General features: G+C 37.9%; 26 protein-coding genes and 1 pseudogene. 5 read left to right on the top strand and 22 right to left on the bottom strand.

Going from position 1 to position 27,000, the window contains the following annotated elements:
- Positions 1-160: 160 nt before the first annotated feature.
- The 3 genes from HL290_RS04555 to HL290_RS04545 all read right to left on the bottom strand — a co-directional run bounded on the left by HL290_RS04555 (position 161) and on the right by HL290_RS04545 (position 4,662).
- Complete coding sequence (locus tag HL290_RS04555) at positions 161-1,552, bottom strand: amino acid permease (RefSeq protein ID WP_198495730.1); 1,392 nt, start codon at positions 1,550-1,552, stop codon at positions 161-163.
- Positions 1,553-1,659: 107 nt separating this feature from the next.
- Entirely contained in the window at positions 1,660-3,225 is a 1,566-nt protein-coding gene (locus tag HL290_RS04550) for a CoA-acylating methylmalonate-semialdehyde dehydrogenase (protein WP_198495729.1), read from the bottom strand.
- Between the two features lie 54 nt (positions 3,226-3,279).
- Complete coding sequence (locus HL290_RS04545; RefSeq protein ID WP_198495728.1) at positions 3,280-4,662, bottom strand: aspartate aminotransferase family protein; 1,383 nt, start codon at positions 4,660-4,662, stop codon at positions 3,280-3,282.
- Between the two features lie 96 nt (positions 4,663-4,758).
- On the opposite strand from HL290_RS04545, the gene HL290_RS04540 reads away from it, so the two are divergent.
- On the top strand, positions 4,759-5,676 hold the full coding sequence (locus tag HL290_RS04540) for a LysR family transcriptional regulator (RefSeq protein WP_198495727.1): 918 nt from the start codon (positions 4,759-4,761) through the stop codon (positions 5,674-5,676).
- Between the two features lie 61 nt (positions 5,677-5,737).
- On the opposite strand, the gene HL290_RS04535 is transcribed toward HL290_RS04540, so the two are convergent.
- The 6 genes and pseudogenes from HL290_RS04535 to HL290_RS04510 form a co-directional block, all read right to left on the bottom strand.
- A complete protein-coding gene (locus HL290_RS04535; RefSeq protein WP_004642900.1) occupies positions 5,738-5,974 on the bottom strand; it encodes a hypothetical protein in 237 nt (78 codons plus the stop codon).
- A gap of 416 nt (positions 5,975-6,390) precedes the next feature.
- Positions 6,391-6,627 (bottom strand): annotated as a pseudogene (locus HL290_RS04530) (hypothetical protein); the annotation flags it as partial.
- A gap of 38 nt (positions 6,628-6,665) precedes the next feature.
- Positions 6,666-7,247 (bottom strand): hypothetical protein, encoded by a 582-nt coding sequence (locus HL290_RS04525; protein WP_017389703.1) that lies wholly within the window; start codon positions 7,245-7,247, stop codon positions 6,666-6,668.
- A 198-nt stretch (positions 7,248-7,445) separates the two neighbouring features.
- Positions 7,446-7,805, bottom strand: coding sequence for an I78 family peptidase inhibitor (locus HL290_RS04520; protein WP_026057227.1), 360 nt, complete (start codon positions 7,803-7,805; stop codon positions 7,446-7,448).
- A gap of 214 nt (positions 7,806-8,019) precedes the next feature.
- Positions 8,020-8,433, bottom strand: coding sequence for a hypothetical protein (locus HL290_RS04515; protein WP_017389705.1), 414 nt, complete (start codon positions 8,431-8,433; stop codon positions 8,020-8,022).
- 176 nt (positions 8,434-8,609) lie between these two features.
- Positions 8,610-8,906: a hypothetical protein gene (locus tag HL290_RS04510; RefSeq protein ID WP_017389706.1), complete on the bottom strand. Its 297-nt coding sequence runs from the start codon at positions 8,904-8,906 to the stop codon at positions 8,610-8,612.
- A gap of 205 nt (positions 8,907-9,111) precedes the next feature.
- Here HL290_RS04510 and HL290_RS04505 point away from each other — a divergent pair, with 205 nt between their 5' ends.
- The gene (locus HL290_RS04505; protein WP_017389707.1) at positions 9,112-9,375 is read left to right on the top strand and encodes an Arc family DNA-binding protein; all 264 of its coding nucleotides are present in this window, start codon (positions 9,112-9,114) and stop codon (positions 9,373-9,375) included.
- A 307-nt stretch (positions 9,376-9,682) separates the two neighbouring features.
- Here HL290_RS04505 and HL290_RS04500 read toward each other — a convergent pair whose 3' ends face one another.
- On the bottom strand, positions 9,683-10,537 hold the full coding sequence (locus HL290_RS04500) for a LysR family transcriptional regulator (protein ID WP_017389708.1): 855 nt from the start codon (positions 10,535-10,537) through the stop codon (positions 9,683-9,685).
- Positions 10,538-10,631: 94 nt separating this feature from the next.
- Between HL290_RS04500 and HL290_RS04495 the strand changes: the two genes are divergently transcribed.
- Positions 10,632-11,024, top strand: coding sequence for a tautomerase family protein (locus HL290_RS04495; protein WP_017389709.1), 393 nt, complete (start codon positions 10,632-10,634; stop codon positions 11,022-11,024).
- 124 nt (positions 11,025-11,148) lie between these two features.
- Here HL290_RS04495 and HL290_RS04490 read toward each other — a convergent pair whose 3' ends face one another.
- The 11 genes from HL290_RS04490 to HL290_RS04440 form a co-directional block, all read right to left on the bottom strand.
- On the bottom strand, positions 11,149-11,703 hold the full coding sequence (locus tag HL290_RS04490; protein ID WP_198495726.1) for a TetR/AcrR family transcriptional regulator: 555 nt from the start codon (positions 11,701-11,703) through the stop codon (positions 11,149-11,151).
- 798 nt (positions 11,704-12,501) lie between these two features.
- Positions 12,502-13,386, bottom strand: a complete 885-nt coding sequence (locus HL290_RS04485; protein ID WP_198495725.1) for a bile acid:sodium symporter family protein — start codon at positions 13,384-13,386, stop codon at positions 12,502-12,504.
- Positions 13,387-13,470: 84 nt separating this feature from the next.
- On the bottom strand, positions 13,471-15,111 hold the full coding sequence (locus HL290_RS04480) for an AMP-binding protein (protein ID WP_017389159.1): 1,641 nt from the start codon (positions 15,109-15,111) through the stop codon (positions 13,471-13,473).
- A gap of 68 nt (positions 15,112-15,179) precedes the next feature.
- Positions 15,180-16,553, bottom strand: a complete 1,374-nt coding sequence (locus tag HL290_RS04475; protein WP_198495724.1) for a long-chain fatty acid transporter — start codon at positions 16,551-16,553, stop codon at positions 15,180-15,182.
- Positions 16,554-16,766: 213 nt separating this feature from the next.
- A complete protein-coding gene (locus tag HL290_RS04470; protein ID WP_198495723.1) occupies positions 16,767-18,590 on the bottom strand; it encodes an acyl-CoA dehydrogenase in 1,824 nt (607 codons plus the stop codon).
- A 9-nt stretch (positions 18,591-18,599) separates the two neighbouring features.
- The gene (locus tag HL290_RS04465; RefSeq protein WP_198495722.1) at positions 18,600-19,061 is read right to left on the bottom strand and encodes a MaoC family dehydratase; all 462 of its coding nucleotides are present in this window, start codon (positions 19,059-19,061) and stop codon (positions 18,600-18,602) included.
- Positions 19,062-19,063: 2 nt separating this feature from the next.
- On the bottom strand, positions 19,064-19,975 hold the full coding sequence (locus tag HL290_RS04460) for an SDR family NAD(P)-dependent oxidoreductase (RefSeq protein ID WP_198495721.1): 912 nt from the start codon (positions 19,973-19,975) through the stop codon (positions 19,064-19,066).
- A gap of 44 nt (positions 19,976-20,019) precedes the next feature.
- Entirely contained in the window at positions 20,020-20,775 is a 756-nt protein-coding gene (locus HL290_RS04455; protein WP_198495720.1) for an SDR family NAD(P)-dependent oxidoreductase, read from the bottom strand.
- A 12-nt stretch (positions 20,776-20,787) separates the two neighbouring features.
- The gene (locus tag HL290_RS04450; protein ID WP_198495719.1) at positions 20,788-21,552 is read right to left on the bottom strand and encodes an SDR family oxidoreductase; all 765 of its coding nucleotides are present in this window, start codon (positions 21,550-21,552) and stop codon (positions 20,788-20,790) included.
- A 15-nt stretch (positions 21,553-21,567) separates the two neighbouring features.
- Positions 21,568-22,629 (bottom strand): phosphotransferase family protein, encoded by a 1,062-nt coding sequence (locus tag HL290_RS04445; protein ID WP_198495718.1) that lies wholly within the window; start codon positions 22,627-22,629, stop codon positions 21,568-21,570.
- Between the two features lie 2 nt (positions 22,630-22,631).
- Complete coding sequence (locus tag HL290_RS04440; protein ID WP_198495717.1) at positions 22,632-23,882, bottom strand: acyl-CoA dehydrogenase family protein; 1,251 nt, start codon at positions 23,880-23,882, stop codon at positions 22,632-22,634.
- A gap of 87 nt (positions 23,883-23,969) precedes the next feature.
- On the opposite strand from HL290_RS04440, the gene HL290_RS04435 reads away from it, so the two are divergent.
- Complete coding sequence (locus HL290_RS04435; RefSeq protein WP_198495716.1) at positions 23,970-24,905, top strand: LysR family transcriptional regulator; 936 nt, start codon at positions 23,970-23,972, stop codon at positions 24,903-24,905.
- Between the two features lie 49 nt (positions 24,906-24,954).
- Here the strand turns inward: HL290_RS04435 and HL290_RS04430 are convergent, their stop codons facing one another.
- Positions 24,955-25,914 carry a GlxA family transcriptional regulator gene (locus HL290_RS04430; protein ID WP_198495715.1) on the bottom strand — a complete coding sequence of 320 codons (960 nt, stop codon included), beginning with the start codon at positions 25,912-25,914 and terminating at the stop codon, positions 24,955-24,957.
- A gap of 135 nt (positions 25,915-26,049) precedes the next feature.
- On the opposite strand from HL290_RS04430, the gene HL290_RS04425 reads away from it, so the two are divergent.
- The gene (locus HL290_RS04425; protein ID WP_198495714.1) at positions 26,050-26,931 is read left to right on the top strand and encodes an MBL fold metallo-hydrolase; all 882 of its coding nucleotides are present in this window, start codon (positions 26,050-26,052) and stop codon (positions 26,929-26,931) included.
- The last annotated feature ends 69 nt before the right edge of the window (positions 26,932-27,000 follow it).

Below are 27,000 nucleotides of genomic sequence, written 5' to 3'. Positions count from 1 at the left end.
GTCTATTGCAAACAATTTACAACCTAAAGTAATTATGTATTCTTAGATTTACAGGTGCAATGATTGCGTTCTTCTTAGGAAGAAAGCCGAAGATATAAAAGCATTTTTTGATATATCTAGAGATATGAAAAAAGAGACCCTAAAGTCTCTTTTTTTTTAATTAATCTAAATTCATGGCAACCGCTCTGGTTGCTTTACGCTTTCGCGTGACGAACAATCCACAAACGACCACCAATAAAGTTACACCCAAAGATAAAGTGGTTTCATAACTATAGGCTGGTGATAAGAACATATAACCTAAAACAGTCATAATGACTAAAATCACAAACCAAGTTAACCATGGGAACAACCACATTTTAAAAGATACGGCGGTACCCTCTTTTTCCCATTTATGTCTTAAACGCAATTGTGAAAATGCAATCACCAAATACACCAGTAACGCAATTGAGCCTGTGGTCGAGAGCAAAAACCCAAAGACTTGTCCCGGGAACATATAGTTAACCGCGCAGCAGACCACACCAATCAACGTAGATAAAAACACAGCAGAAGTCGGTACGCCCGCTCCATTAATTTTTGTCACTACTCTTGGTGCTTCCTGACGTGTACCTAAAGCAAATAACATGCGAGATGAGGTGTAAACTGCGGCATTCATACAGCTTGCAACTGCAATAAAAACGACAGCATCCATAATCAGTTTAGTTTCAGGGACATTCAGACTCATTAATACAAACTGGAAGGTACCAAATTTTTGTAAGTCTGGTGAACGCCAATCGACTAAAGCAACTGCAAGAAAAATAGAAACAACAAAGAATAAAATAATTCGGTAGAGCACCAAATTGGTCGCACGTTTAATTTTTTCTTCAGGATTTTTAGATTCTGCCGCAGCAATTGAAAGAATTTCGATTCCAAAAAATGAAAAAGCCGAGATTAAAATTGCTGATAAAACCCCGCCCATACCATGTGGCATAAAACCACCATTTGAAAAAAGATTGCCGACACCACTGACATTTGTTGCTAAAGGCCACATTCCAAATACAGCCATTGCTCCAATGATAATAAACACTACAATCGCAATAACTTTAATGAGTGCAAACCAAAACTCAAACTCACCAAAACTTTTGGTACTAAAAAAATTGGCCAAACTTAATAAAATAATAAAAGCGAATGCATAAACGGCACTAGAAATTTGCGGGAACCAAGCATGCAAAATTTCGGCCCCAGCAATGGCTTCAATTGGAATAACCAGTACCCAAAACCACCAATATAACCATCCGATGGTAAACCCAGCCCAAGGGCCGATTGCTTTACGGGCATATGTAGAAAATGAGCCTGTGTCTGGTTGTGCTACGGCCATTTCGCCCAGCATGCGCATGACCAGAAAAACTAAAATACTTGTAATTATATAAGCGAGTACGGCGGCTGGACCTGCTTTTGCAATTGCCGCAGAAGAGCCTACAAATAAACCCGCACCAATAACGCCACCAATACTAATCATGGTGACATGTCGATTAGAAAGTCCTTCACCTAATTTTGTTGTTTTATCATTGTTCATATTCGATTCCTTCAAATTGACAAACTGATTTTAAAACCGTCTTAAAATGTACTTCTCCAACTGGTACTAAACAAAAAGGGAAAATCAGAGTTTTCCCTTTTTATTGACTAATTTAATGTAGGCATAGCGAATTGTTTGGATTCACGGACTTGCGTCGAAGGCCAACGTTGGGTAATGGTTTTACGGCGCGTATAAAAACGCACACCATCTGGCCCATACGCATATAAATCACCAAACAATGAACGTTTCCAACCACCAAAGCTATGATAAGCAACTGGTACAGGTAATGGCACATTGACCCCGACCATCCCCACTTGAATATTGCTGGTAAAATAACGTGCTGCTTCACCATCACGAGTGTAAATACACGTTCCATTACCATATTCATGGTCATTAATCAGTTGCATTGCATCTTGCATGGTTTGGACACGAATGACCTGTAAAACAGGACCAAATATTTCTTGCTGGTAACTTGTCATGTCTGGTGAAACTTGGTCAATTAAAGTCGGCCCAACAAAAAAACCGTTTTCATAACCTGCTGGTTTTGCATCACGACCATCCACAACAATTTTAGCACCTTGTTGCTCGGCACTTTGAATAAAAGCTTGTACTTTATCTTTATGTGCTTGCGTAATGAGCGGTCCGAAGTCATTACGCTCATCTGCATAGTGCCCAAACTTCAACTGCTTCATTTCTTGTTTTAATTTTTCGATCACAACATCGGCAACTTCATCGCCAATTGCAACCGCAACTGAAAGTGCCATACAACGTTCGCCAGATGAGCCAAATGCAGCCCCTAACAAAGAAGTCACGACGTTATCAATATCGGCATCAGGCATAATAATGGCGTGATTTTTGGCTCCGCCTAATGCTTGACAACGCTTACCACTCGCGGTTGCTGTACGGTAAATGTACTCTGCAATTGGGGTTGATCCGACAAAACTAACCGCTTGAATTTTTGGATGATGCAATAACGCATCAACAGTTTCTTTATCACCATTTACAACATTGAAAACACCATCAGGTAATCCAGCCTGTTTTAATAGTTCAGCTAGAAATAATGCAGCCGACGGCGCTTTTTCTGAAGGCTTTAAAATAAAACAGTTACCGCAAACAATTGCCATTGGGAACATCCACAACGGAACCATTGCTGGAAAGTTAAAAGGCGTAATCCCAGCAACCACACCTAGCGGTTGAAATTCGCTCCATGAATCAATATCTGGACCCACATTTTTCGAATATTCACCTTTTAAAAACTCAGGCGCACCACATGCATATTCGACATTTTCGATGCCGCGCTGTAATTCACCTTTTGCATCGTGACAAATTTTCCCGTGTTCTTCACCAATCAGCTGGCAAAGCTTGTCAGCATTTTCTTCAAGTAAATGCTTAAATTTAAACATAACACGTGCGCGTTTAATCACTGGTGTATCACGCCATGCTGGAAAAGCCTGCTCTGCAATTTGAACCACTTGGTTCACTAACTCTGCATCTGCAAGTGCAACATCTTTCGTACTTTCACCAGTCGCAGGGTTATAAACAGGTTGTTTCTTGGTAGTTTTGGTTACGAGTCCGCCATCAATAAAATGCCCTACTACTTTAACGGTTTGCTGACTTGAATCTGTGTCTGTGTTGGCAATCGCGTTGCTGTCAAAATTCTCTAAAGTGTTCATCTTTATTCCTTGTGTCTATTCATCTTGTCCAATTAAGTTTTAAGTCGATCAGTGTTATTTGACTTGATAAATTGCCTCACCCACGGCATTCATGAGTCGTTGTAACTCTGCCTCTGTGCTATTAAACATTGGGCCAAACTGAAGCGTGTCGCCGCCAAAACGGACATAGAAACCCGCTTTCCAAAGCTGCATGCCAATTTCAAAACCACGAATCGTCGCATCGCCATCACGTGGTGCCAATTGCACAGCACCAATCAGCCCGCAGTTGCGTATATCCAGAATGTTTGGAGCACCCTTTAACTCGTGTAAAAGTTTTTCAAAGCTTGGAGCCAATGCAGCGGATTGATGAATTAAATTTTTCTTTTCTAAAACGTCGAGTGTTGCTAAGGCAGCCGCACAAGCCACCGGATGCGCCGAATAGGTATAGCCGTGGGTAAACTCAACCGCATGTTCAGGTAAATCTTGCTGCATAAAAGCATCATAAATTTCATGGCTTGCCACCACACCACCAAGTGGAATAGCGCCGTTGGTAATTTGTTTGGCAAAATTTAAAATATCTGGCGTGACATCAAAATATTCTGAAGCTGTCCATTTCCCCATCCGCCCAAAACCAGTAATAACTTCATCGAAAATCAGCAAGATATCGTGTTGGTCACAGATTTCTCTCAAGCGTTTTAAATAACCAGTCGGCGGCACAATACAACCTGCCGAACCAGAAACGGGTTCTACAATAACGGCAGCAATATTAGATGCATCATGTAGCTCAATTAACTTAAGCATTTCATTGGCAAGCTCTACACCACCTGTTTCAGCACAGCCTTTGGTAAAACTTAAATCTGGCTGTAAGGTATGCGGTAAATGGTCTACATCCATGAGCTGACCAAACATTTTACGGTTACCGCCAATACCGCCAAGACTCGTTCCCGCAACGTTTACACCATGGTAGCCACGTGCGCGCCCAATCAGCTTGATTTTGCTTGGTTTGCCTTTAATTCGCCAATAGGCACGAGCCATTTTAATTGCGGTGTCGGCAGACTCTGAACCTGAGTCGGTAAAGAACACATGCTGCAATTTTTCAGGCATATGTTGAATAATTCGTTCAGCCAATTGAAACGACAAAGGATGACCAAACTGAAATGCTGGAGAGTAATCCAGCTTTGCCAATTGAATACTTACGGCTTGCTGAATTTCTGGAAGCGTATGTCCTGCGCCACAAGTCCAAAGGCCCGACAAAGAGTCGTAGACTTCGCGGCCTGCACTATCAATTAAATAAGATCCTTTAGCACCAACAATCATTCGTGGATCTTTATGAAAATTACGATTTGCAGAAAATGGCATCCAATGCGCTTGATAATTTAAGCTCATCTGAGCATTTGATTGAACGCTTTCCGATGCAGAATCACCATCAGTTAATTTGTCTATATCAAACATAATCACTCTTCTTGTTTTGAGGCTATTTTTTGAGTGTACATAGCGATATAGTTTTGATAAATTCAAATTATCTTGAGTTTAGATTTAAAAAAACAAAACTAAATGAAACCCAAAAAATTAAATCAAGTGACTGATTTTGATATTAAATTACTTAAAATATTTAAAACAGTTTGTGACTGCCATAGCTTTACGTCTGCCGAAAGTATTCTTGGCATTAGCCGTTCTGCAATTAGTTTGCATATGAGTGATTTAGAAAATCGTCTGGGCATTCGGCTATGCCAGCGTGGACGCGCTGGCTTTGCATTGACTGATGAAGGACGGGAAATTTTAGAATATATAGAAGTGCTCACCGCATCTATCGAAGACTTTCGCTCTAAAGTTAATCAAATGCATAACCGTCTAAAGGGTGAATTTAATATAGGTATTATTAACAACCTTGTGACCATGCCAAGTGGCTACATTACCAATACGCTGGCACAACTCGCCGAAGAACATTCTGAAGTGATCATTAACATTAGTATGAGCACACTTTCAGATATTGAGTGCCGAGTGTTAGATAACCGTTTACACGCTGGAGCAATTCCCCTTGTTACCCCTTTGTCTGGTCTAGATTATTTTGATTTATATAGTGAAAGCTCATTTTTGTATTGCGGTAAAAACCATCCACTGTTCAACCAATGTAGCAACCTCAATTTAGATGAGTTAAAAACCTGGCAAGCCGTACTCCCAAACTATGCAATTACTCCAGAAGCAGCAAAGTTGCACCAGCTTTTAGACTGTAAAGCGACGGCAAGTGACCGTGAAGGAATTGCATTTCTGATTTTAACCGGAAAATTTCTAGGCTTTTTACCCGACCACTACGCAAAGAAATGGGTTGAAGATGGTTTTATGCAAGCTGTTTCAAAGGAAAAAATGCATTACAGCACCCCAATTTGTTTAATTACCCATAAAGGCAAAAACCACAATATTATTTTAAAAACTTTTATGGAGATGCTTGAGCAGCGAGTCCTTGGGAATTAAGAAATTATTTAACAGGTAATGTCTTCAGATAAAAAAAGAGCACCTAAGTGCTCTCTTGATCTTATTGATTTTTGGATAAGGCAAAATTTATTGCCCTGTCATATGCGTGTTCTTGTAGCTCAGTATATACATAGAAATCTTGTTCTGCCTTGGTAACAGGATTAATGAGTTTCATTGCTTCATAACTATGAGTATTTAAATCATTGGGATCAACATCAAAAGCTTCTAATTGCTGCTCTCTCCACTCGCCACTTAGAACACCACCCACACAAAGCCATTTTGTTGAATTGTCTGACATATATAATCCTTATTATTGGAGGCGCTTTTATACCATATCACGACGACCTTTAAGTGAGTTTAATTTTTCATCCCATCAAAAGAAAAAGCCCCGTGTTTCGGAGCTTTATAGCTAAGTTTTTTAGTTCATCTTGGCAATTAAATTTAATGTGCTTTAGATTTAATACATTTTTCTTTAAGCTCTTCCAAAGCTCGCGGCACCATTGGAGCAGTCATCATGCTTCTATAGCTTATACACTCAGTAGTCTCTTGTGGTTTTTTTTGACTAAACACTGCACAACCAGTAAAAGCACAACAGATCAATAGAAAAGGTAAGAATTTCATATTTATATTAAATTTCACAAAAAATTAATTTTTAGTATAACTAATCATGCTATTTAAGGTCATTGCCTGCTGTTTAAATTCTGTTATTTCAAAATAAGAGTAAAATGGTCTTTTAGGACTAGAATAAGGGTCCGATCCAAAACTTCGAATGCTATAACTTTTAATTTCTCTAAATTTCTCACTTATAGTTTTATCTATATATAACTGATTCAACTCTTTGAACATTTCCCTTATTATTAATAATTAAATACACCCACTAAAAATAAGAAAAATTACAGTCAATAAAGCAATGTTCCGTTTTTTCTTCAAGTCTTTAAATTCTATAAATATGTATTTTTATCGATATTTAGCAAAATCAATTATACAAACTATAGTGGTTTAATAGACCAATTAACTAAATGAATTTCTAATGGTAGATTCGGGTTATTCCAGGCTGCTTTGACCTGATCAACCTTCTTTAAATTTTCAGCAGTACTTTTTCCTTTAACTTCAACCACAATATTCCCATTTTTTTCATTGTAGCTAACAGTTTGAATGGTATTAAAATAATTTTTTACTAGTTTTTGTGCTTTATTTATCTGACCTTTAGCAATTTCTCTTGTTTCTTTTGCCCCATATTGAATATCAATAGGCAAATCACTTTTAGAAATTGCATTTCCTACTACTATATTTCGCTTTTCATTCTGGCCATACCCTTTGACCCTAACCACAATTTTATATGTAGGTGAGTTTTCAACATAAATACCAGCTATCCGCCCCTTGAATTCCTCTTCAATAGCGTCGAATGCAGAGTCTCGGTTAGCTTCTAAAAACAATGCTTTATTTGCTTCTGCTGTGCTAACACCATGCAATAAAGAATAACTACGGATGTCCTGCTCAACTCCCTCATTTGATGCAGCAAATATACAAGATGATGAAATTAAAATTGTTAGCGCTAATATTTTTTTCACTTTTACCTTCTAATCAGAAATAAGGTTAAAATATAACGATATATTCTTTATATAAAAACCAACCAAAATTTAATCATGAGCAGCATATCTTTAAGATTTTCTTGAACACCTCACCATTAAATATAATATTTCTAAGGAAAAATTAGAAAATTACAATTTATAAAACAAAATATTATGAACGATTATTTTTTGTTTAAGTTAGCCACACGCACTAGCTACTATTCGTTTTGTTTTTGGATCAATTACTATAGTGACTCGATCTGGGCGGAAGTCTTCAGTAACCGCTTCTCCTGGATAAGCACTTCGATAAATTCGAGCATTGGTCATCGATAGAACCTGTTTTTCGGTTAAGCCTGTTTTACCTATAAGATTTTTAACTTTAATTGGATCACAGTCAAAAGATGAGTCCCATTCTTTACTTGTGCCAAGGACTGGAGGCTTGACTTGTTTCTCTGGTGGCTGTGCTTGAACTTGTTTAGGAGTTTCAGGGTTTAATACATTATTTGAACAAGCTGAAAGCAGGCTCATCACGAGCCCAATAAAAATATATCTTTTCATACTTATTAACTTTATTAATTATTCAATTGATACCAATATATCATGAGTTAAAAAGATAGAAAGTCCCGCCAATAATCGATATTTAGCGGGGCTTTCTCTGCAAAAACATGTTCAACTAATTTAAATACTTCAGTACTGGTACTTATAGTTAAGATTAGGACATACAAGACGTACATTATTTCCATTAAAAAAGAGCCTTTCGGCTCTTAAAAATCTAATTTTTACTTTCTTGAGATTGCCTGTAAGCAACAATTATCTTCTCTTCAATTTGTAAATTTTCTAAAGTAAAATCATCTTCAATAGACCGTAGTTTGGAGTTTGTAGGAGCTGATGTACTATGTGAAGGCAAATGCTTTGGAATAGTTATCAATTGGGTTCTTTGGCTTATATACTTTTCAAGCGCAGCATCCAAATCAGTTTTCTCAAAAAATATATAATCAATATTTAAAGAGTTCACTGTAATGACTTCACAACCATAAAAATTATTAAAGTTTTTACTTAAATCGGTGTTTGGGTCATGCAAGATATCTTCGTAAGTCTGTAAACTGATAAACAGTAAATCAGGATTTCTATCATAACGATCATGATAGCTTGTCCTGCCTTGAACTAAATCAATTCTAATCGTCATAATAATTACTCAAGATGTTGAATCTCAAATATACCAAATAAAAAATAAAAAGCCCCACCAATAATCGATATTTAGCAGGACCTAATGTACAGACTATTCTGTATTCAGATATATCCCAAAAAAAATGCTATCGCATTTATGAAATTTAAATGAATACTTTGATTTTATTTATCAACTTAACTACAGTTTGAATAGATGATCTTCGATTCGTTATCAATCACAACACTCAGTCGATCATAATGTAAGTCTGACCTTACAGGTTCACCTTTACGAGAAATTCTCACAACACCTGCATTAGTTATTTTCTTTAACTCTGCCTCACTAGGAACAGACTGTCCTATAAGCTTTTGAGCCTCATTAGGATTGCAATAAGTATCTTTAGGCTTTACTTCTAATGGGGTTTCTTTAGGTTCATTGGTTGCACACCCAACGCCACTTAAAACAATCAAATAACTTAATAGAATTTTTTTCATAACCTTCCCCTTGGGATTCATTTCTATATTTAATACTCTTGTTTATTTACATCCAATTTCAGATATTCAGCTCAAAAAATCCCAGCATTTAAGAAATCTTTTATTCAGTAAAAAGTACTATGTACTGTTTTTTAGTTCAAATTGTCCTACAATTATCTTTAAGTCTTACTTTATAACAAAAATCTATTACAGGGATGGAATAACTATGACAAATACCAATGATGGCGAACCTATATCGCCTCAATATAGCTTGCGCTTACCTATAGAACTTCGCGAAAAACTTACAAATGCAGCAAAGAGCAACTCCCACTCACTAAACAAAGAAATAATTATAAGACTTGAACAATCATTAATTTTAGAAAAGTGCCCTGAGTGTGTTAAGTACTTACAGACAGTGAAAAACCATGAAAAAATATTTGAAGAGCAATATAAAATGTTTGAGGAGTTAAATAAAAAAGATACAGAATAAAAGTATGAAAATACGTTTATGCTAAGTCACATATCTCCTATGTACAAAAAAGCCCACCTTCCGATGAGCTTTTAATATCTTATGTGATCTTCATGTACACTTAGTCTACTATAACGCAATCCTAGTATTTACCTTATACAGGGTCAAGTTTTCAATAAAAGATAAAGAAAGGAAGCTTCTAGTTAGTAATTTTAAAGTCGCTTACAAGACTTGACCTTAATAAACACGAAGTAATGAATAAATACTTTATCTAGAAAGATTTCAAGAATTAGGTTACTGATAATAGAAAATTTATTTTAGAAGCCATTCAAATGAACTCCTCTATTAAAATTTGACTAATCATATCTGTGGTTGGGTTTTGTTTAGAATATAAATGAAGCATAAATCTAATATTTGGTAGCTCTGGTAAATTATAGCTTGAATTAATAACCCCAATATTGTCATTTAAAGCAGATTTATTTAGACAAGATACTCCTAGTCCAGCTTCAACTGCTGCCGTGATACCTTTTACACCAGTAGCTGTATGGGCAATATAGAATGGAATTTTATTTTGAATAAGGCTCTGTTCTGTAAAATCTTTCAATAAGCAACTAGATGACATAGTTATAACAGGCAAAGGACTATTATCTATTTCTAACTCATGGGATTTGACCCAAAATAGAGGCTCTTCCAATAATTTAATGGGTTGAGTATCTCCTTCTATTACATCTTCAAATTCCATGTAAATTGCTAAATCATAATTATTTGAAAAAAGATTATTTTTTATATCCTCACTTTTTACAACTGAAATATGAAGTTTTAAGAAAGGAAATTTTTTTTGGATTCTTTTTAAAATTTTAGTTAAGTCATTAGGCCTAAAATAGTCGGTTATTGCTATTCTGAATTCACCAGCTATATTTATTCCTCTAATTTTATTCAAAGCAAGAGAACATGACATTAGAATATTCTCAGCTTCTATTAAAAGTAACTGACCTTCTGCTGTTAGAGATGTTCCTCTCCTATCTCTAATCATTAATTTTTTTCCTACAAAATCTTCTAACTTTGATAATTGTTCACTTATTGTTGAATTTGTCAGATTTAGTTTTGGCGATGCTGAAGAAATAGTTCCTGAATTAGCTACAACAACAAATGTGGAGAGCAACGTCGTATCAAAATATCTCATGTTCGGAAAAACCGTACTTATTATTCATTAAAATTTGATTTTACCATATACAGCATTAACTTATTATTAGAAAAAATATTGTTGAGATCAAAAAATGCCAGCTATCAAATTATTGTTGTCTGGAGAACGAGCTGATTATGATGTCGTCTCTATCATAGAAAATCTTACGGAAATGACTTGTAGAATTTTAATAAAAGAGAAAAGTAAAACAATGATTATTGTCGAATTTATTCAAAGAGATTTATGGTTTATTGGCTCTAATTCATTGGAAAGTTTAGGAAAAAATTCATTCAAAATTGATGTAACTGTCACAGATGAAACTTGTACTAAAGATCAAAAGGCCTCTTATATTAAAGAAGGATTTATTTTATTAAACCGTTATGTAAATCAATTACATGAACACTCAAATATCCATGTAATTGATTGTAGAGGGGGAGCTTATGGATATGGGGGCAAAACCCAAGATTATCTGTATTATCACAAATGACCTTTAAGACCATGGTATCAATAGTATGAGCAGTGGCCCCATGATCATTCTTACCTATAAAAAGTACATAGAAACTTATTTTTAAAGATTATAAAAAGGTCATTTATTATGACCTTTTTCATTTTTATCCCAATCTCACCAAAAAATACTCAAGCAATCTCTCCCTTTCATCTGGCTTATTTGGGTCTAAAAGCTGAACCATTGCCCCATCAATCACAAACAAGAACATGTGTGCATCTTGCTTTGAAGCATTTGCGTTAGTCTTTAAAAGTAAATTATAGATTTCATTGATCAACCAGTTTCGATAGTCAATTACGACCTGATACGCCTTTGGATGTGTTTTCGCAATTTCAAAAATGGCTTTAAACGGCAAATGATAAAGCCCTTCTAAATCGGTATGTAAGAAGTAAATTCTGCGAAGTTTTTCAATAAGCGATAATTCTTTTTGAATATAAATGATTGAAATTACCTCTTGTTTAAGGCCATCTTTTTGAAAAGTCAGGCTCATTTCAATAAGACGTTCTTTTGAATGAAAGTAGTTATAAAAAGTCGCTTTAGGGATTTTTACTGACTCAATAATTCGGTCTACCCCAACATTGTGAAAGCCATGTTTATTAAAAAGATATCTTGCAGAATGAAGCACGCTTAAAGCACGAAATGGGAGATCTGTATGTGGCATAGTTTTACCGTTATAAAATAAATTATTGTTGTATATAAATGAGATATAAAAGCCATTACCCTTTCTTGGTAGAAAAAAAGGCATAGCAAAGCCATAAAGACTGTGCTGGGCACATCTCAAGTTTTATTGTTGATTAAGTTTTTGGTCGTGACGATTTAAAGTCCGATAAGCCTAATGGCGATCAAACTGCTTTTAAAGTGATTAAGTTGTGTCGTTATAAAATTTGGCAATGGCTGCCAAGAAATGATGAATGTACAAAGCCAACTCCTTTTTATTTGGAGTTCTGCCGAAACATTAGAAATTATGGTGGCAGAACGGAAGCGGGTTGACGGACTGGTTTCAACTCCAGCACACTCGAAAGTGTCCCACTCCCGTCCTACCGCTACGGGAGGGAACGAGGTGTGCACACAAAACTATTCCTCAGAAGAAATAATCCTGATGTGGTTGAAATAACGGTCCGTCAAAACCGACTGGCGATGTAGGCCAGCCCGCAAATGGTAATCTTCAAAAATTAAGGTGTCAATGTGAAATTGGCTAGAAAATATTTAATTAATTATTGTTTTTCATTTAATTACACAATTAAGAAAAACCTTAAATATTGGCTTAACAATTTACTTTTATAACTGCACGCTAAAGCTTTCTTTTTATTGTGACTACGCTGACTCGGCCTTAAATATTTTAATTTTTGAGACTAAAAAAGGAGGGACTAGCCTCCTCTTTTAATTCAAATTATAAACATCTGCTGGTAGTTAAATATCTTTATCTGCAAGATATTACTAAAGGTTCTTCGGGTTCGTTTTAGGTAGTAGTTGATATTTGTGCCATCTCTTTCTTTTCTAGACGATTTAGCAATGTGCCAAAAATTGCTGCAACAATGTACATAAATAATGAATACACTGCTGCTGGCATAGCGGCCATACTGCTTGCCATTACTGTAAAAGCAATGGTCATGGCTAAGGTACTGTTATGAATCCCAATTTCAAACGCACAAGCTTTTGCCTGAAAGCTATTTACACCAAATAATCGTGGAACAAAATAGCCAACCATTAAACTACATACGCAGAACAGCAAAGTTGCCAATCCAATTTGCCCAATATAAGTCATCAGATTTTGGTAATCCCGCGCAATTGCCAATATGATGATGGATACGAGAAAAACGATAGCAAAAATACGGACTGGTTTATTGAGCTTTTCAGCCATATGTGGCGCAAAATGACGGACTAACATCCCAATACCCACGGGTACTAAAATAATGAGAAAAACTTGTATAATTTTAGAGAATTGCAAACCTACATTTTGTCCATTTTCCATAAAGTGTTGTATTGCAAAATTCACAATTAATGGAAGTGTAAAAGCAGCAATCACCGAATTTATAGCCGTTAAAGTAATATTTAAAGCGATATCACCTTTATAGAGATAACTAAATAAATTAGCAGTTGGCCCGCCCGGTGACGCAGAAAGGAGCATTAATCCCACAGCAAGCATTGGTGGTAAAGCAAGAACCTTACAAATAATAAAAGCAATACTGACTAAAATAACCAGTTGGCAAAATAATGCGATAAAGACTGCTTTGGGGTGTTGTCGTACACGTTTGAAGTCATTTACGGTCAGCTCTAGACCTAAACCAGCCATAATAATTGCAAGTGCAATTGGTAAAAATACGGTAATTAATCCTGAACCCATAATCTCATTCCTTTTTTTCCATTTATTGATGGACCTTCTAGTCCCATACGCTTATGTTTTTAATTAAAAAATTAAAAATTCTTATTAAACCTTTAGTTCTTTTCTTAAAATTTTACCCACATTCGACTTGGGTAATTCATTAATAAATTGAATATAGCGTGGTTGTTTGTAGCCTGTCAGGTTTTCTTTTGCATAAGTCTGGATTTCTTCAACCGATAAAGAGTCATCTTTTTTAACAATAAAGGCTTTAGGCACTTCACCCGATTTTTCATCTGCAATGCCAACCACGGCGACTTCCAAAATTTTTGGGTGTTGAGCTAAAACTTCTTCAATTTCGTTTGGAAAAACATTAAAACCTGAAACTAAAATCATGTCTTTTTTACGGTCAATAATTTTGGTATAGCCTTTTTCATTCATGAAACCAATATCACCGGTTCTAAAGAAACCATCATTCGTCATGACTGCTTTAGTTTCTTCAGGTAAATTCCAGTAACCTTTCATGACCTGTGGGCCACGAATTGCAATTTCTCCAGTTTCACCGGGTGCTAATTGATTACCTTCATCATTCAAAATAGCAATATCTGTACTCGGTACAGGAATACCGATCGTGCCACTAAACACATTAGAGATTGGCGGGTTAAAGGTAGCAACTGGTGAGGTTTCTGATAAGCCATATCCCTCACGGATAATACGTCCTGTCAGTTTTTCCCATCCATCGGCGGTGGATTTTAAAATTGCCATACCCCCGCCTGTGGTAATTTCCAAACGGCTATGGTCCAATTTATTAAAGCCTTCATGATTAAGCAGCGCATTAAATAAAGTATTTACAGCAGGAAAAACTGTTGGGCGATACTTTTCAAAACAATGCACGAGAGCGTCTAAATCACGCGGGTTTGGAACTAAAACAGTGGCATAACCTTTATTCATTGCGCTGTGCAATAAACAGACAGTAAAACCAAAAATATGATAAAGCGGTAAAGCACAGATCGCTATTTCATCTTCAAGAGCATCTCGGTCACCAAAGTAGCTTTTAAAAACCACATTATTTTGTAATAAATTGGCGACAATATTTTTATGGGTTAATTCCGCACCTTTTGATACACCTGTTGTTCCACCCGTATATTGCAAAAGCACAGTATCATCAAGAACAAGTTCAGGACGTATATAGTCTTGGGCATTTACCTTTAATAAGATTTGCTTAAAACTATAGTTTTTTGAATCTGATGTATCTAATTCAGCAGGTTGTTCGACTAACATTTCAGTCATTGTGGTGGTAATAATCTGCTCAACCGACACCTGCTCTTTGATAGCCTCATAAACAGGTAAAAACTGTTCCAATATAAATAAGACTTTTGCGCCTGCATCATTTAATTGATGCTTTAATTCACGTGCTGTATAGAGTGGATTAATATTGACCAGAATGTAACCTGCGCGAATTACGGCAAGTGAAATAATCGGGTATTGAATAATATTGGGCATCATTACAGCAACACGTGTACCTTTTTCTAGCCCTAAACTTTGCAAGAATGTTGCTACTTGTCGGCTATATAAATCGATTTCAGCATAAGAAAAAGATTTATCTGCAAATATGAACGCATTTCTTTGCTGAAACTTATTAAAACTGTTGTCCCAAAAATCGAGAAGTGAAGTTTGTTCATCTGGCAATGTAATCGTACTTTCAATATTCCATTGCTTATATTCATCTAACCAGATCTGATTTGTCATCTTATCGTCCTTTATGATAGAGAGGAATTTCGATTTTCTTCTGTGTCATCTATGTCATTATTGTTAAGTTAAAATTTATAACCAATTTTCAAACCATAACCAATTGAATAGTTATTTTTATATTCACCAACATAATATTCACTGCCTGCCTGAGCACCAAGCTGGCCTTTGGCATCACCGAGCCATAGATACTTCATTCCACCTGAAATAAAGTATTTTGAAGTTGGACTATATTGCGCACCAAGACCAACACTGTAATAACCTTTCGCTGGCCCGCCTGTAGATACACGTTCTCCTGCACCCGAATCCCAACCAAGAGAAACTGAACCTGACCATTTATCACTTAGACGTTGCCCAATTCCAAGATTGGCAGACCATTGATCGTCATAATAACGAACCAGATTAAAACCATTTGGACGACTTGGTGTTGATAAAACCCCAACAACTTCTGAGATTTCGCCAAAACGATATGGTTTAAACTCAAAATCATTCCAGTGAACCCAACGCACGTTACCAAACAATAAAGTGCCTTTGCGTAATCCGGTCTGAAATTCCAAATTCACTGACTCTGGTGCTCTAAATTTAGTCGGACCTGACGTTCCTGCTTCGGGTAAGCCCGCAACAATACGATTGAGTGCTTCTTTACGTGATTCAGTGAGTTGTCCAATAGAAACCATATACGCCAAATGCTGATCAAGAAAATCACGACCTTGTTGCGTACTTAACATATCAACCATGGGCGCATTTTCATTGGCAGTCACTTCATGCATAATTTCTGAACGATAGGTCAATGAGGCTTTAATCGCTTTTTCGGGAATTTGATAACCCAATCCTGCCAACCATCCCCAATCTCCAACTTCTTTGGCATCAAAGTCATAACCATTATATAAACTGAAAACCTGACCTCTTAAATTGACGTTACTTTTAAAAGTTTGATAAACAGGACCTGCATAAAAATTCCAGTTTTTATTCGGTTGATAACCAAAAATCAGACTAAAATTTTGCATAACAAAATTCGATTTGGTGTTCCCTGTTACGACTTGTCCACCTGTCTTTTGGGCAAGTGTTGCAGAATTAATACCTGGTACTAAAACCGTATCGTTCGGGGTAGCAACAAAGCTGTTCTTTCCATAATATTCTGAGTCGGATGTAAATGGCTGATCATAAAGAAAGCCAAATGAAAACTGCGGTGCTAACTGTAATTTCAAAGCTGCACTGGGACGATAATCAGAATTTGCAATATCAGAAATAGCATTACGCGTTGGGTTCGTACCCGCTTCTTGTCCTTCTAACGAAGTGTCTGAAACAGATAAACTTGCCTCAAAATAATTATCAGGTTGTAGAAATGCAGAAATTGATTGTCCTGTTCGATCAAATGCTGCTGCATAGAGTGGGCTCGTGCAAAATGAAGCCATTACCATGACTAAAGTTTTCTTTTTCATCTTTTAATCCGTCCTAGATTTTTTATTTTTACTTATTAGGGCGCTCTTATACCGAACGCCCGAAGTTTGTTTCTACATGGTGGTTCTTATTAGGTAACTTCAAATAAACTGGCTGATTCCACATCTCCCATTGATACCGCGACATAACGCATCTTCAATACACTTAGGTCCTTCTCCTGCCTATTCAATGGCGCGTTTAAGGAATGGTTCTTACTAGAACCATTCTTCCGACATAGTAAGTGGAGTTGTCTCTACCGGATCAAGCACTGCTAACCAACTCATAATTTTTGGCATTTCCCAACCAAAGAAATAATCACAAGCTGCAAGCTTCCCACGCAGAAAATCAGGGTCTGTTGAATTTGGCATGAGTTTATGAATGACTACTGCTTGATCAAGCCATAACCACCCCACCACAAGATGCCCAAAGGCTTCCAGATAATTGGCGGCATTTGCCAGTTGGAGTTCTACATCGGTTAAGGCATGTAATTTTTCTGTTACATTCTGGATGAGTTGCCACTTTTGAGCTAAGTGATCTGCATGATCTTTTAAAGAAGGCTCTGCTTTGGCTTGTACAATGGTATTCATGATTTTTTCATGTAATAGTTTCATCGACAGCCCCTGATTAAGACGAGTTTTACGTCCTAATAAATCGAGTGCCTGAATACCAAATGTTCCTTCATGAATCGGGTTGAGTCGATTGTCCCGATAAAACTGTTCAACGTTATATTCACGGGTATAACCGTAGCCACCATGAACTTGAATTGCTAAATCATTTGCTACAAGTCCCCATTCAGAAGACCAGCTTTTCACCACCGGAGTTAATAGATCAAGTAATTGATTGGCTTGATTACGCTGCTCGGCATCTTCAAGTGAGTGGATATCATCGGTTAATCGGGCTGCATATAGGCACAGTGCCAATGCACCTGAGACATATGCTTTTTGCGCCAAGAGCATACGGCGGACATCCGCATGTTGAATGAGCGGGATTTGTGGAGAACTTGGATTACGTTCGCTACGAGAGCGACCTTGTACTCGGTTTTTTGCATAATCTAAAGCATGCAGATAACCTGTATATCCCAATGCTGCCGCCCCAAGTCCAACCGAAATTCGGGCTTCATTCATCATATGGAACATATAGGCCAGCCCTTTACCAGCTTCGCCGACTAGCTCGCCAATTGCACCTGCTTCTCCTTCGGGTGTGAAACGACCTTCCCCAAAATTCAGCACGCAGTTAACTGTTCCCCGATAGCCCATTTTATGGTTAATTCCAGCCAATACTACATCGTTGCGTTCGCTTGGCTGTCCATTTTCATCGAGTAATTTACGCGGTACGGTAAACAGAGAAATGCCTTGCACACCTGCTGGTAATTGTCCATTTTCATCTGGAATTTTTGCCAAAACTAAATGAACAATATTGTCAGAGATATCGTGCTCGCCGCCTGAAATCCACATTTTGTTTCCAAACAAGCGATAACGACCATCTTTTGTTTTAATCGCACGTGTACGGATATCAGCAAGACTTGAACCTGCTTGTGGTTCAGATAAACACATCGTTCCGAAGCATTTACCTTCCATCATGGCGTTGACATAGGGTTTCACTTTTTCAGGTTCACCATGGGCCATTAATAAATTTGCATTACCAATGGTTAAAAAGGCATAGCCTGCTGTTCCTGAATTGGCACCGAGTAGATATGCCATACCTGCACGCTCAATGGTATTGGGTAAGTTCATACCATTCCAATCTGATGGAAAAGCTGCACTCATCAAACCCGCATCAGCAAAGGCTTTAAGCGCGACTCCGACTTCAGGATTGACAGTCACACGTTCACCATCAAAAACAGGTTCGTTACTGTCATTTTTTTTATTATGAGGAGCAAATAAATCAGTTGCCAAAGCCTCGTAAACGTTTAAAACAGACGTATATTCAAAACGGTCCTGTCCTGCAAAAGAATTGCGTTGACTAAGTTCTTCAACTTTTAGCCAATCGAATAGCAAAAAATCTACATCACGGCGAGAGAGAATTAATTCATTGCTCATGGTTTATTCCTATACGTTCACAAGTGTAAGCCACTCTGTAACAAGTGCTGGCTTGGCTTGGTTTTCAATTTCAATCGTGACTTCCATGATCAATTGATAAACTCCCTTATTTTTTTCAGAAACATTTTTTAAGTGAAAATGTCCGCGCACACGCTTACCGCTATGTACAGGGCTGATAAAACGCAAATTATTGATGCCATAATTCACGGCAGATTGCTGCCCTTGTACAGTAGGAATGACTTGGGCAGCCATAGCTGAAAGTAAAGATAGCGTTAAAAAACCATGTGCAATCGTGCCACCAAAGGGAGTTTGACGAGCAGCTTCTTCATCCACATGAATAAATTGACGATCCAGTGTTACATCAGCAAAGGTATTGATCATGGTTTGCTCTATTGCAATCCAGTCTGAGCTACCGAGTGTCTTGCCTTGTAACTCAAAGAGTTGCTCGATGCTTAATGTATTTTTTGTCAAAATTATTCTCCTGCCATTAATGAAGCCTTTTTCAGCTCAAGCTCACCCTGAGCGCCTCCTCTGACAGGCACAAACTCATCTGTGCGGTCCGAAACATCAGCTAAACGTTGTGCTAAAACATGCGGAACTTGTTCATCTGTACCTAAATAAATCCCTTGTGTGAGGGTGATGTGTGCTGCCTCAAAACTACCTGCGCCAGCACAAAGAATCATACGGGTGGGTGCATCTTCGCTAACCAAAGTCGCGATTGCAGGACTGACCGCACTTGGCGCAAGAGCTTTAAGGGCTTCTTCCGACAACAACCCTTCAAGCATACGAGTTGCAGCTGTTGGAGCTAGACAATTCACCCGAACATTAGATTTTTCACCTTCTAAAGCAAGCGTCTGCATTAACCCAACCAAGGCCATTTTTGCAGCGCTATAGTTTGACTGCCCAAAATTGCCGTACAAACCAGAGGATGAAGTGGTCATGACAATACGACCATATTTTTGCTCACGCATGATATCCCATACAGCTTTAGTGCAATTTACCGCCCCCATGAGATGCACATCAATTACTGTACGGAAGTCATCTAGTGACATTTTACTAAAGGTTTTATCTCGGAGAATTCCGGCATTATTAATTAAAATATCTATACGACCCCAGCGGGCAATTGTTTCATCTACCATCTGTTGAACTTGTTCAATATCAGTGACTGAAGCGCCATTTGCCATCGCCTCGCCACCCGCTGCAATAATTTCATCCACGACTTTTTGGGCCGCCATGGTTGAGCCGCCCTTTCCGTTTACATCACTACCCAGATCATTCACGACCACTTTTGCACCCAAACGAGCCAGTAACAGCGCATGTTCCCGCCCTAGACCAGCGCCTGCACCTGTAACAATAGCCACTCGATTGCTTAAATTAATTGTCATGATTTTTTCCTAAATAAATGAATAAGATGTATTTAATAAATGTTTTAATAAGCTGTCACGCCGCCATCAATTGCAATGGCTTGACCTGTGAGATATGAGTTTTCTTTGGCACACATCATCAGCATCATTGCCACCACTTCGCTTGGATGGCCAAGACGCTTCATTGGCGAGGCCTGCGCTAAAAAGTCTTGTTTCTCTTTGAGTTCACTGTCGACCACCATCGGGGTGGTTGTATAAAATGGACAAATTGCATTAACTCGAATGCCTTTATTTGCATATTCAATCGCTGCTGTTTTGGTTAATCCCACCACAGCATGCTTCGCCGCAGCATAGGCAGCCAATTTGGGAGCCGCGCCTAAACCTGCAACAGAAGCAACATTCAGAATAATGCCACCACCTTGTTGCAACATCTGACGAATTTGATGCTTCATTCCAAAGAACACACCTTTGGCATTGACGGCAAAACTCAAATCCAGATCTGCTTCATCGGTATCAATAAGGCTTTTCATAGGCGGACTCATACCTGCATTATTGATCCCGACATCGATTCTACCAAACTGAGTAACTGCACTTTGCACCAAAGCCTGTACATCTGCTTCACAGCTGACATCACACACTTGCGCAACCACCTCCACTCCTGCTTGGCGTAGCGGTTCAACTACAGTATTTAACCCTTCAATATTCAAGTCACCCAACACTAATTTTGCACCATACTTTGCCAGTTGCTCTGCCAGCAATGCACCAAATCCACTCGCCGCACCTGTGATTAAGACCACTTGACCTGAATAATGTTCGTACATTGCTATTCCTCCCTAAATAGTTAAACCGCCATCAACCACAATACATTCACCATTGGTATAACTTGCAGCATCGGACACAAGATACAGTACGGTACCCGCCATTTCACGTGGTTCTGCGTGACGGCGTAATGGAATTGAACTCATCCAGCTTGTATAAATATCTTCATTTTCAAATAGGGCCGATGCAAATTTGGTCTTGGTAAGACCCGGCAATAAAGCATTCACTCGAATACCCAATGGTCCGCATTCTTTTGCAAATGCTTTGGTCATATTCACCACCGCAGCTTTGGTAATAGAATAAATACCTTGTTGGTCTCCGGGTTGTAGGGCATTCACAGATGCGGTATTCACAATTGCACCTCCGCCCTGTTCTTTCATTAATTTGCCCGCCTCGACAGACATAAAGAAATATCCACGAATGTTGACTTCAACCGTTTTGTTATAGGCCGCAATATCCGTATCCAAAATATGCCCAAAATAAGGATTGGCAGCTGCATTGTTGACTAAAATATCTAAACGACCGTGTTCCTTACGGATATATTCAAAAATTTCTGCAATATCTTCTAACTTCCCCACATGGCAAGCAAAAGCCTCCGCCTTTCCATTTGCTGCAATAATTTCATTAGCAACACGTTGGCAATCTTCAACTTTCCGACTAGAGACAATTACATGTGCACCTTGTTCAGCTAAAAGTTTGGCAATTTCCTCGCCAATGCCGCGACTTGCACCTGTAACTAAGGCTATTTTTCCAGTCAAATCGAATAAATTTGTAGCCATATCATTTCCTTATGTTCATGGGTTTTGTAAAGTCAGTTGTAAGCAACGCTCATATAAATTTTCGACAAAAATCCCAAAATTTTTAAATTCAGGATTTTGAGTTTCTTTATGGTAATAACGATAATAAATTTGCTGAAGAATAGCGGCTAAACGAAATAAGCCAAATACCTCGTAAAACGTCCAATTGTTGGTTTGTAAACCTGTTTTTTGCAGATAATAGTCCACGACTTCCTGACGTAAAAACATACCTTGTAAATAGGTTGGCTGACGACGCATAGATTTCAATGTTGCGTTATCGTCATCTTGTACCCAATAGGCCAAAGCACATCCTAAATCCATAAGTGGATCGCCCAGAGTGGTCATTTCCCAATCCAAAACCCCAATAATAGAAGTGGGTTGTTGTCGATCTAAAATGAGGTTATCAAATCGCCAATCGTTATGAATGACACACGTTTTACTGTCTTGCGGGACATGCGCATGGAGCCATTGTCTTATCTCACTAAAATTTGGTACATCGGGTGTTAATGCTTTTTCATAACGCTTATCCCACCCTTCAACTTGGCGACGACAATAACCCTCGCCTTTACCTAGCATTTCTAAATCAGTGCCTTGATAAGGGAGTTGATGTAAGGCGATTAAAGAATCCAGCATATTTGTACAGAGAACTTTGAGCTGATCTCTACTTAAACTTAGGTCTTGGGGCAGATCAGCACGAAGAATTATGCCTTCGATACGTTCCATCACATAAAAATCACAACCAATGACGGTGTGATCTGTACACAATGCCACCATTTCGGGAACCATAGGATAAAGTGGCTTAAGTGCTTTTTGCACCCGATATTCCCGCACCATATCATGAGCAGATTTTGCTTTTGTACCTGATGGTGGGCGACGTAAAATCAAATCGTGATTATCGCATTCAATCCGATAAGTCCAATTAGAGGCCCCACCCGAATATTGAGTTATTTGGGGTGTACCTTTTAAACAAATACCCTGTTGAAACAGCCAGTCTTGTATAGCAGTTATGTTGAGTTCTTCACCCTGACGTACCTGACCACCAACATCAATCACAGACATGGTTACTTCCCCTCTGCTCGATGGTGGCTATATCCCCGCTTTTTTAACTCTATTTTACTAATGACGCGTTTATGAACTTCATCTGGACCATCCGCTAAACGTAAAGTTCGCGCAAGAGCAAAAAAACGAACCAATGGCGTATCATTTGATATTCCCATTCCACCGTGAATTTGAATTGCCATGTCCATGACTTGTTGCATTACATTAGGGGCAACTACTTTAATGGCTGAAATTTCAGTCATAGCTGCAACATTTCCAACGGTATCCATTTTCCAAGCTGCATACAAAGTCAATAATCGAGCTTGATCAATCGCAATTCGGGCATCTGCAATGCGCTCTTTATTGCCGCCTAATTCTAAAATTGGTTGACCAAATGCCGTACGGCTCATACCACGATCAATTGCCAACTCTAGGGCACGTTCCGATGCACCCACACAGCGCATACAATGGTGTATTCGCCCTGGCCCTAAACGCCCTTGTGCAATTGCAAAACCTTGTCCAGCTTCGCTAATGAAATTACTCACGGGTACACGTACATTATTAAAACTAATTTCACCGTGACCATGGGGTGCCTCAGTTTCATTAAAAACTGGAAGCATTCTTTCAATCTTGATTCCAGCCGTATCGATAGGTACTAAAACCATCGAATGCTGTTGGTGTTGACCTTTATTTTCATCAGGTGTGCGTGCCATCACAATCAATATTTTAGCATTCGGATCACCTAAACCTGATGACCACCATTTACGACCATTGAGAACGATTTCATCACCCTCAATAACTGCGGTAGTTTGCATATTGGTGGCATCACTTGATGCAACTTCAGGCTCGGTCATACAAAAAACTGAACGAATTTCGCCTTTTAATAATGGTTCTAACCATTGTTTTTTCTGCTCTTCATTCCCATAACGCCATAAAACTTCCATGTTGCCAGTATCAGGAGCATTACAGTTAAAAACGGTAGGAGCTAAAAAACTACGACCCGTTTGTTCTGCGATATGAGCATATTCTTGAATATTCAAACCCGCGCCTAATGTGTCATCAGGTAAGAACATATTCCACAAACCAGCTTCCTTTGCCTTATTTTTTAATGTTTCCAAAGCGGTCGGCCATTTCCATGTGGTCCAATCATTATGGTCGCAAGTCCGTCGAACCTCAGCCCAAAACTCATCTTCAATAGGCTCAATTTCAGTTGCCATGAATTGCTTAACTTTTTCTAAATATTGCTTACCACGAGCGCTAAGTTCAAAATTCACGGTTTTAATCACTCTATTTGTTGTGCTATTTCCTGACCATACCTAACTTGCTACAATGAATAAAATGAATTGTTTGAATAACAAACCATGAATGAAATGAATAATAATGTCGCCTCTCTCGCTCGTATTGATCTCAATCTATTTCGGGTGTTTGTCACAATTTATAAAGAAAAAAATCTAACACGTGCGAGTGAACAACTTTTTTTAAGTCAACCTGCTGTTAGTCATGCGTTGGCCCGTTTACGCGATCATTTTAATGACCCACTCTTTATTCGAGATGGGCATGGTGTTGTTCCATCACCCTTAGCCAAACGTTTATGGCCTAAAATTGAACAGTCATTGCAACTGATGCATCAAGCAATTCAAAGCACTTATGACTTTGTGCCAGCACGAGATTTAAAGCATCTCACCATCGCTATGAATGATGAGTATGAAGGGATTTTTTTACCCTCTATTATTCAACACTTAACTCAATTTAATCCTAATTTGCAGTTAAATAGCGTACGCATTGATCGTAAAAACTTAAGACATGAGCTTTCTACGGGTAAAATCGATTTTGCGATTGATGTTCAACATTCTGTTGAAGAGAGCATTGGTTATGAATGCTGTACTAAAGATCAGTTTGTGGTAATAAGTCGCAAGCAGCATCCCTTATTATCATCTACTGACCTAACCAAAGAAATTTATTTAGATGCTAAGCACATTACTGTGTCCTCTCGTCCCACAGGTCGTGTCTTCGAAGATTTTTTCTTATCTAAACAAGGGATCAAAAGAACAATTAGTTTCCGCTGCCAACAATATGAAACTGCAATCCGATTAATTACACAAACGGACCATTTACTCACGATTCCGCAATGCCAAGTTGCTTATTTTAAAGATAATTATCCTCAAATTAAGGTGCATCCACTCCCCATTGATATAGCTGGATACCAAATGAATTTATATTGGGATCAGCAAAAGTCCCATGAACACCAAATAGTATGGTGTAAGGCGCAACTATTGCAGATTATGAATAATTTATAGGATATCTTAAAAAATTAAGGGAAATATGAATTCATTATTGAGAGATTAATTATTTTTCCTCAATACTGCCAAAAGCTTTCCTCCAAGCTTGAGGACTTGTGCCATATTTTTCACGAAACTTTTTCCTAAACATAACCGTATTATTGAAACCAGAGAGCTCGGTTATTTGTTCAATAGACAGTTTCGTTGTTTCCAATAATTCACAGCTATACATAATTCTTTCTGCATTGATCCATTCTACCAAAGTCATTCCAGTCGCTTTTTTAAAATGCCTTGTAAATGTCCTACGTGTCATATGTGATTGTTCAGCTAATGCTTCAATACTATGCTGCTGAGCTAAATTTTTTCTTAGAAAATCGAGCAAGACATTAATTTGCGCATCTTGACTTGAATTCGCCACAGGTTGTTCAATGAATTGGGCCTGTCCCCCTTCTCGATGTGGAGGAATGACCATGACTCTAGATACTTTATTCGCAATTTGTGCGTTATATATTTCACGAACTAAATATAGACAACAGTCAAGAGCTGCTCCTGTACCAGCAGATGTAATAATTCTCTGGTCTTCTATATAAAGAGCATCTGAATCGAGTTTAATATCAGGAAATCTTTCGTTAAAATCTTGTTCAGCCAACCAGTGCGTAGTGGCTTTTTTATTGTTTAACAAACCAGCATACGCTAGTGCATAAGTGCCATAGCAAAGACCAACAAGTTTATTCCCTTTTTGATACGCTTGTTGAAGGCTTTCAATAAGAGAAGGTTCTGGCTTATGGTTAAAATCATCCCAACCAGGAATAACGATAAGATCAAATTCAGGGATTAGTTCTATTCCTCCATCAGGAATAATTACCATTGATTGTTCAGTTTTTACAGGTTGTCCATCAATCGAAAATATTTTTAGCTTAAATAAGCTCTTACCCTCAATTTTTATATTGAAAATAATATGGGGAATAGAAAAATGGAATGGATTTATATTGGGATAAACAAATAGTCCAATGACTGGTATTTCCATACAAATTCTTCAACCGTGAAAAGTATAAATATAGCATTTTGTCCTAATAGTTTCGATAGTTGTCCTTAAGGACAATTTTCTATATTTTTATCTTTCCTCATAATTCCAATATCAGTAAATTATCTGGAATTAGATATGAAAAAAATCTTAAATAGTTCTCTACTCGCTATTACTTTAGCAACGGCTTCATTCAGTTTATATGCGAATGACAGTACCCAAAGAGACACTTCGAAGATAACTCACTTGCAAGAAATTCGTAATGCAACGGTAAAAATTACGTATGCAGATACCACTTTCTTAGTTGATCCAATGTTTGCAAAAAAAGGTTTTTATGAAGGATTCCCAAATACTTACCGGAGTTATTTGCGTAATCCCTTGGTAGATTTGCCTATTAAACCTGAAACGATTTTAGAAGGTGTTGACGCCATTATCGTTACACATACTCATTTAGATCATTGGGATGATGCTGCACAAGCAGCTATACCAAAGAACATGCCTGTTTTTGTACAAAATAAAGATGATCAAAAGACCATTCGGTCTCAAGGTTTTAAGGATGTACGTATCTTAACTCAGACGACATTTGAAGGGGTCAAAATAACTAAAATCGGTGGCCAACATGGTACTGATGAGATGTATCGCAATACTAAGCTAGGAGCCGCTTTAGGTGAAGCCATGGGTATGGTTTTTGAAGCAGTTGGTCATGAAACAATTTATATTGCTGGTGATACTATTTGGCGTCCCGAGGTCGATCAAGCTATAGAGAAATTTAAACCAGAAGTGATTGTATTAAATACAGGTAATGCATTGATGGACGGATATAAAGAATCCATTATCATGGGTAAAGAAGATACTTATCACGCTAGTCAAAAAGCACCTAAGGCTAAAATTGTTGCTGTACATATGGATGCAATTAACCATATGTCTGTATCACGTGCCCAGCTCTCTGAATATGTAAAAGAAAAAGGTATTCAAGATAAAGTATTGATTCCTTTAGATGGTGAAACAATCTCTTTCTAAGTTTTAAGACGCACGTTAAGTTTATATTGGAAGGCCCTGATTGTTCAGGGCTTTCTTTATATTTCTTTA

This window comes from Acinetobacter sp. AC1-2 (assembly GCF_016124155.1).
Taxonomy (GTDB): domain Bacteria; phylum Pseudomonadota; class Gammaproteobacteria; order Pseudomonadales; family Moraxellaceae; genus Acinetobacter; species Acinetobacter calcoaceticus.
This window is presented reverse-complemented; position numbering and strand designations above follow the sequence as displayed.